6 protein-coding genes are annotated in these 7172 nt (G+C 64.9%); 3 read left to right on the top strand and 3 right to left on the bottom strand.

Translation table 11 applies throughout. From position 1 onward, the window contains the following. The first annotated feature begins 10 nt into the window (after nt 1-10). From QMX96_RS22395 to QMX96_RS22405, 3 genes are read left to right on the top strand one after another with little or no spacing between them, the layout of a single operon-like run. Nucleotides 11-802, top strand: coding sequence for a hypothetical protein (locus QMX96_RS22395; protein ID WP_043860478.1), 792 nt, complete (start codon nt 11-13; stop codon nt 800-802). A gap of 55 nt (nt 803-857) precedes the next feature. Continuing rightward, a complete protein-coding gene (locus tag QMX96_RS22400) occupies nt 858-1583 on the top strand; it encodes a hypothetical protein (RefSeq protein ID WP_236176675.1) in 726 nt (241 codons plus the stop codon). Then, nucleotides 1570-2223, top strand: a complete 654-nt coding sequence (locus QMX96_RS22405) for a hypothetical protein (protein ID WP_282362456.1) — start codon at nt 1570-1572, stop codon at nt 2221-2223. The genes QMX96_RS22400 and QMX96_RS22405 overlap by 14 nt, the downstream gene beginning before the upstream one ends. Before the next feature lie 3 nt (nt 2224-2226). Here the strand turns inward: QMX96_RS22405 and QMX96_RS22410 are convergent, their stop codons facing one another. The 3 genes from QMX96_RS22410 to purD form a co-directional block, all read right to left on the bottom strand. Then, nucleotides 2227-2823, bottom strand: a complete 597-nt coding sequence (locus QMX96_RS22410) for a MarC family protein (RefSeq protein WP_043860475.1) — start codon at nt 2821-2823, stop codon at nt 2227-2229. Nucleotides 2824-2862: 39 nt separating this feature from the next. Next, the gene (locus tag QMX96_RS22415; protein WP_282362457.1) at nt 2863-5640 is read right to left on the bottom strand and encodes a hybrid sensor histidine kinase/response regulator; all 2778 of its coding nucleotides are present in this window, start codon (nt 5638-5640) and stop codon (nt 2863-2865) included. Nucleotides 5641-5732: 92 nt separating this feature from the next. Continuing rightward, nucleotides 5733-7028, bottom strand: coding sequence for a phosphoribosylamine--glycine ligase (gene purD, locus QMX96_RS22420; protein WP_043860473.1), 1296 nt, complete (start codon nt 7026-7028; stop codon nt 5733-5735). Between the last annotated feature and the right edge of the window lie 144 nt (nt 7029-7172).

The raw sequence follows: 7172 nt of genomic DNA on the forward strand, positions 1-7172 counted from the left end.
GGATGATGTTATGGATAACTCGACTGTGTTTCCCTGCGCGGAAAAAAGCGCTGAATTCTTCAGCAACCTGGAAGTACCGGATCTTCAGCATTCGCCGCTGTCCATGCGCGGGCTGCTGGCCAGTGAAGGGCTCGATGACGAAACGGGCGAAGTGGCACTGATGACCAGCGAAGGCCCGACGATTCTGACCTTTGCCGACAAGCTGTCGGCGGACAAGCGCCAGATGGCCAAGGACGCCACCCTGTTCGCCGAGATGGTGGCCAACACCTCGGGCAGTATCCAGGAGCAGCCCCTGCAATGGCTGGCAGCCTACCGGGAGGCCATGCTGCACGCCGGCTGGTTCATGACCAGTTCGGACCGTCAGAGCTACAACACCAGCAAGCGCGACATCACCATGGACAGCGTGGTGCTGGAAATCGTCGCCTCGGTGGCCGGTGGCAACGCAGCCGCCATGATCCCGCTGGTTTCCAGGGCCCTCGACAAGCTCAAGGGCGACGAGGACATGATCACCCTGTTCAACAACAACAGCACCGGCGCGAGCAAGGACAGTTGCCGCATTCTGCCGTGCCTTGAAACGGATAACGGCGAAGCCGTGACACTGTTCATCGGGCTTGAATACAACAAGCGTACCGACAAGGGCGGCGCACTGTTCTGGAAGTGGGACAACGAAACCATGGACATCACTCAGGTGGCCACCATGGTCAACTGGAACGAACGTGTCTATCAGCGCAACAAAGACGACATCCACGACTACATGGGTATTTCCTCGGATAACTTCTTCAGGAAAATCAAGAAGAAGTAATTCTACCGGCACCGGTGTCAAGGCGCCGGTGCCGCTATCCTCAAGGAGTCGAGGCATGGCAATGCAGTACGAGACATGGGTCAATGGTGCGCAGCTGATTTCATTTCCCGGCGGGTTGAGCGCACCGGACAGGGATGATGTATTGAACTCCCACTTGCTGGCGCAGGTGTCGGCCAACCAGGACGGCCTGGTCACCGCCAACCCCCGGGCCTGGTTCAAGCGCAATGTGGACGGCCTGGGCCAGCTCATGTGGAGCACCCAGACCGTGCAGTCCGATGTGTCCAGGTTCGCCGGCCTGGATGACCTGAGCATCGTCGCGCTGGTGACCAGGCACCTGAAGAAGAAGTTGCCTGCGGCCATCGTGCGGCAGATGACCGACATGCTGGAGCAGATTTGCGAACTGGCCTACGAGCACCCGGCGCGCCAGCTGTTTCGTGCCCAGGTGCTCGCGCACAGCCAGGCCAGCCAGCGCACGGCGATCAACTTCCAGCTCAGTGCGTGTACTGCGCCAGACCAGGTGTTCAGCCTGTTTGTGAGCCTGGCGCTGGTGGTGCCGCTTCAGCAGGACTTTCTGCACCAGACGTTCTGCGGGGTCGACAGCCCGGGCGACGCGCTGTTCTTCTACAGCCACAAGCAGTTGTCGGTTGCGCGCTATGCGCGACTGCGCGAGATGACGGTGGCAGCCCTGGAGGACGATGCCGTTGTGCTCAGGCGGGTGGTGCCGCAGGCCAAGGCCAAGGCCGACGGCTCGCTGCAAGGGGGCACCCATGACCTCCACTGAACGTTCGCAGGTGATCGGCGACAACCGGGTGTCGTTCGGTGATGGCATGGACCCTGCCGACATGCAGGACATGATGGACCTGATGGTGTACGCCGAGATGTACGCCAGCAAAGCGGTTGGCCAGCATGCCTCGCCGCAGGCCTGGAATGAGTTCCACCATGCCTGCCTTTTGCGGCATGGTTGCCGCCTGATCAGCTTTCTGTCGTCGGTGTCCACGGCTGCCCACGACCTGGCGCAGGTGCGTGCCTTCGAGGTCACGGTGGTACAGCGGGACGCCGAGGTGCTGTTTCACCAGGTGATCAGCCAGTCGCTGCGCGACCTCGACCTGGAGACCAAGGCCCGGCGCCACTTCGAGTCTTCGGCCATGCCCAGGCGCGACGTGGAGAAGGCCATGCACTGCAAGGTCACGTCCTGTTTCACCGATCGACGCAACCAGCCCATGCTGTGTTTCTGCGGGCTGGTGATGCGCTTTGAAGTGGACGTCGAGCACGGCTTTCTGACCGATACCTACCGGCGCTACGTGACCCTGACGCCCCATGGTGGCTGCTACCTGTTCGATCGCCAGGCGTACGCGAGCCATCGCACGTTCGTACTGGCCCAGACCCGGGCACTCTCGGAAGGTTTCTTCCAGGACCGGTAGGGGCTAGAGCACCAGGTAGCCCTTGATCCCGGTGAAGATGATCTGCGCCGCCAGGGCGCACACGAACAGGCCCATCAGCCGGCTGACGATCTGCAGGCCCTGGTCGCCAAGCAGCCGTTCGATGCGGTGCGACAGAAACAGCACCAGGCCCACGGTGAAGCTGGCCAGGGCGATACTCACGATGGCCAGCAGCTTGTCGTCCCAGTGCGGCTGGCTGACGCCCATCACCAGCAGCGCACCGATGGTGCCGGGGCCGACGGTCAGCGGGATGGTCAACGGCACGATGGTCACGTCCTGCTGCACGTTGTCGGTGTTGACCGCCGACTTGCCCTGGGCCATGCCCAGCGCCGAGATGAACAGCACGCTGCCGGCGCCGATGCGAAACGCGTCGGGGGTGATGCCGAAGATGCCGAAGATTGCCCGCCCGAACAGGTACAGCAGCACGCTGGCGATCAGTACCGCCAGCGCCACGCGCCAGGCCAGCTGCTTGCGCTCCTTGCTGGAGTGGCCGCGGGTCAGGCTGATGAAGCAGGACAGGACGAAGAACGGGCTGTAGAGCACGAGCATCTTCAGGTAGACGCTGAACAACTCATGGAGCATGGCGTGGGCTCGCGGCAAAGGGGGCGTTGGGCAAGTGTATCAGTGGGGGACGGGCGCGTTGTCGGGCTGCTCGTGGGGCTTGCGGTGGGCCACCCAGTATTCGATCAGTTCGCGCAGTTGCGACAGCTCCACCGGCTTGGCCATGTGCCCGTCCATGCCGGCCTGGCGTGCGCGCTCCTTGTGCTCGGCCAGGATGTGCGCGGTCAGCGCCACCACCGGCGTGCGCGGGCGCAGGCTGACCGCCTCCCAGGCGCGCAGCTGCTGGGTGGCCGAGAAGCCGTCCAGCACCGGCATCTCGCAGTCCATCAGCACCAGGTCGTAGCGCTGCGCCTTCATGGCCTGCAGGGCTTCCTCGCCGTTACTGGCGGTGTCGGGCTCCAGGTTGAGCTTGCCGAGCATGCCGCGGATCACCTTGGTGGAGATGTTGTTGTCTTCGGCCACCAGGATGCGGAAGTCGGCGGGCACGTCCAGCGGGGTGGCCAGGCTGGGCGGCTGCATGCCGAGCATCTGGCCCTTGCTGCGCTGGGCCAGTTCTTCGGCCAGGGTGGTCTTGAGGGTGTAGCCGGCCACGGGCTTGGCCAGGATGCGCTTGACCCCGGCGTTGCGGGCGATGACCTTGCTCGGCGCATTGGTGATGCCGGTGAGCATGATGATCAGGATGTCGTGGTTCAGGCTCGGATCTTCCTTGATCTTGGCGGCCAGTTGCATGCCGGTCATGCCGGGCATGTTCTGGTCGAGCAGCACGGCATCGAAGTAGTCGCGCAGGTGCGCCTTGGTGCGCAGCAGGGCCAGGGCTTCCTTGCCCGAGGGCACGGCGCTCACGTTCATGCCCCAGGCGCTGCACTGCTGCACCAGCACCTTGCGGCAGGTGTCGTTGTCGTCCACCACCAGCACCCGGGCATCGCGCAGCGGGCCGTCGAGGTCGGCGGCGGGCTGTTCGAGGCGCTGCGGGTCCAGCGGCAGGGTCATCCACAGGGTGTTGCCCTGGTTGTGGCTGGTCTTGATGCCGAACTCGCCCTGCATCAGGGCGATCAGTTGCTTGGCGATCACCAGGCCCAGCAGGCCGCCGAGCTTGTTGCTCGACAGCACGTGCTCGCTGTGCAACTCGGCCTGCAGCAGTGCCTCGCGCTCGCTGGGCGGGATCGGTTCGCCGCTGTCCTGCACGGCCAGGCGCAGGCGCGGGCTGCTGCCGCGCTGGTCCAGTGCCACCACCAGCAGGATCTCGCCCTGCTCGGTCTTTTTCAGGGCGTTTTCCAGCAGGCTCAGCAGGGCCTGGCGCAGGCGCGTGGGGTCACCGCTGATGACCCGCGGCACCTGCGGCTGGGTGAAGCTGATCAGTTCGATGTTCTGCTGTTCGGCCTTGGCCCTGAAGATGCTCAGGCAGTCCTCGATCAGGGCGTTGAGGTCGAACTGCACGTCATCCAGCTCGATCTGGCCGGACTCGAGCTTGGAGATGTCGAGGATCTCGTTGATCAGGGTCAGCAGCTCGTTGCCGGCACTGTGGATGGTCTGCACATAGTCGCGCTGCTTGACCGACAGCGGGGTGCCCAGCAGCAGTTCGGTCATGCCCAGCACACCGTTCATCGGGGTGCGGATCTCGTGGCTGATGCGTGCCAGAAACTCTGCCTTGGCGTTGATTTCGGCGGTGCTGGCGGCCAGCTCGCGGCTGGCGCTGAAGCGCGCCTCGCTGATGCTGCGCAGGCGCTCGCCCAGGGCCATGTTGAGCAGAAGGCCGGTGAAGGCGGTGAACCCCAGCAGAATGAACAGCAGCCATTCGGTGGGGGTGCGGGTAAGGCCCAGCAGCGCCGGCAGCACCACCAGGCAGCCCAGGTTGAACACCAGCATGGCCAGGCTGAACAGGCGCGCCGGGGCGAAGCCGCGCACCCAGTGGCAAACGGCCGTGATCAGCATGCTCAGGCTGGCCAGGGCCACCAGCGCGTAGGTGGCCAGGTTCAACGGCAAGGTGTCGACGAACAGCAGCAACAGGCCGCCGATGGCGATCAGCAGGATCTCGCCTTGCAGCAGGCGGGCCAGGCGCGGCTGCTGCAGGGGGGCGAAGAAGCGCAGGGTGAAGGCCAGCCCGCAGAGGCTGGCGAGCAGGGCGGTGAGGTAGGCGGCCGGGGTCTGCGAGGTCTGCCAGAGGTTCCACGGCCCGCTCAGGTTGAGCAGGATCAGCGCGCTGAGCAGCATCAGGCTGTGGTAACCGGCCAGCCACAGGCTGCTGGTGGAGCGCGAATAGCCGAAGCGCACCAGGTTGTGCAGGATCAGCATGCCCATGCAGCCGAACAGCAACCCGAACAGCAGTGGCTGGCGCTGGTCGGCGGCGGCGCTCACGGCGGGCATCAGGCTGATGCCGGGCCGCAGCTGGTGCTCGGAGACCAGCCGCAGGTAGAGGTCCTGGGCCTGGTCGCTGGTCGGCACCGCCAGCAGGTGATCGTTGGTGGTCAGGCTCACCGGGCCGTTGGTGTCCGGGCGGCCGTTGTGGGACTGCTCGATCAGCCGGGCGCCGTCGACCACATACAGGTTCAGGTGCGACAGGTCCGGGGCGAACAGGCGCAGTACCTGTTCGGGCTGGTGTGGGGGCAGGTGGTAATGCAGCCAGAGCGCCTGCTGGGGCTCGGCGGCATCGAGCTGGTTGAGCTCGATGGGACTGAACTGGTTACGGTAACGCTCGGAACGGATGTCGCTCAGTTGCAGGTTGGCCTGATCGTCGAGCAATACCGACCACCCACTGCCTGAATCGGCCGTGGCCGGGAACAGGCAGAGCAGAGTCAGCAGGCTGACGGTGAGTCCAATGGCAATCCTGAGCCAACGCACGAGATATCCCTTCCTAGCCAAATGCCGGTTTGCAACTATGCGCGGCGTGCCAAGCCGAAGGCAAGGCCCCTTTGGAGCCTTGCCGTGTCAGCTTACTCCTGGTGCTCGCCACGTTCACGGGCGATGGCGCGGTAGCCGATGTCGGTGCGGTAGAAACTGCCGTCCCACTCGATTTCGGCGGCCAGGCGGTAGGCCTGCTGCTGCGCGGCTTCGACGGTCTCACCCAGGGCAGTGGCACACAGTACGCGACCACCGCTGGTGACCACCTGGCCGTCCTTGAGGGCGGTACCGGCATGGAACACCTTGCCGGTGAGCTTGGCTGCGGCGTCCAGGCCGCTGATCGGTGCACCCTTGGCGTAGTCGCCCGGGTAGCCGCCGGCGGCCAGTACAACGCCCAGGCTCGGCTGCGGGTTCCACTGCGCTTCGACCTTGTTCAGGGCCTTGGCGAACGCCGCTTCGATCAGCAGCACCAGGCTCGATTCCAGGCGCAGCATCACCGGCTGGGTTTCCGGGTCGCCGAAGCGGCAGTTGAACTCGATGACCTTGGGGTTGCCGGCCTTGTCGATCATCAGCCCGGCATACAGGAAGCCGGTGTACACGTTGCCTTCGGCTGCCATGCCGTTGACGGTCGGCCAGATCACCTGGTCCATCACGCGCTGGTGGACCTCGGCGGTGACCACCGGGGCTGGCGAGTAGGCGCCCATACCGCCGGTGTTGGGGCCGGTGTCGGCGTTGCCGACGCGCTTGTGGTCCTGGCTGGTGGCCATCGGCAGCACGTTCTGCCCGTCGACCATGACGATGAAGCTGGCTTCCTCGCCGTCGAGGAACTCTTCGATGACCACGCGCGAACCGGCGTCGCCGAAGGCATTGCCGGCGAGCATGTCGCGTACCGCGTCCTCGGCTTCAGCCAGGGTCATGGCGACGATCACGCCCTTGCCCGCGGCCAGGCCGTCGGCCTTGATCACGATCGGTGCGCCTTTTTCGCGCAGGTAGGCCAGGGCCGGCTCCACTTCGGTGAAGTTCTGGTAGTCGGCGGTCGGGATCTTGTGACGGGCCAGAAAGTCCTTGGTGAAGGCCTTGGAGCCTTCCAGCTGCGCCGCGCCCTTGGTGGGGCCGAAGCAGTCCAGGCCGCGGCTGCGGAACAGGTCGACCACGCCGGCCACCAACGGGCCCTCGGGGCCGACGATGGTCAGGGCGACGTTCTTCTCGGCGAAGTCGGCCAGTTGGTCCAGGGCGGTGACGTCGATGTCGACGTTCTTGCACTTGGCTTCGGTGGCGGTGCCGGCGTTGCCGGGGGCGACGAAGACAGTCTCGACGCGAGGGTCCTGGGCAACTTTCCAGGCCAGGGCGTGTTCGCGGCCGCCGCTACCGATGATCAAAACGTTCATGTCAAAACCTCGATGACGCTAATTCGGATGAGTGCTGTTCTGTGCAGGTCATTGCAAGAGCGAGGTCCTGTGGGAGCGGGCTTGACCCGCGATGGGGGCCACGCGATCAGGAAGTACCGCGTCGCTCGCATCGCGGGTCAAGCC

Origin of the sequence: Pseudomonas sp. PS01300, assembly GCF_029960155.1 — a bacterium.
In the GTDB taxonomy this organism is placed as follows: domain Bacteria; phylum Pseudomonadota; class Gammaproteobacteria; order Pseudomonadales; family Pseudomonadaceae; genus Aquipseudomonas; species Aquipseudomonas palmensis.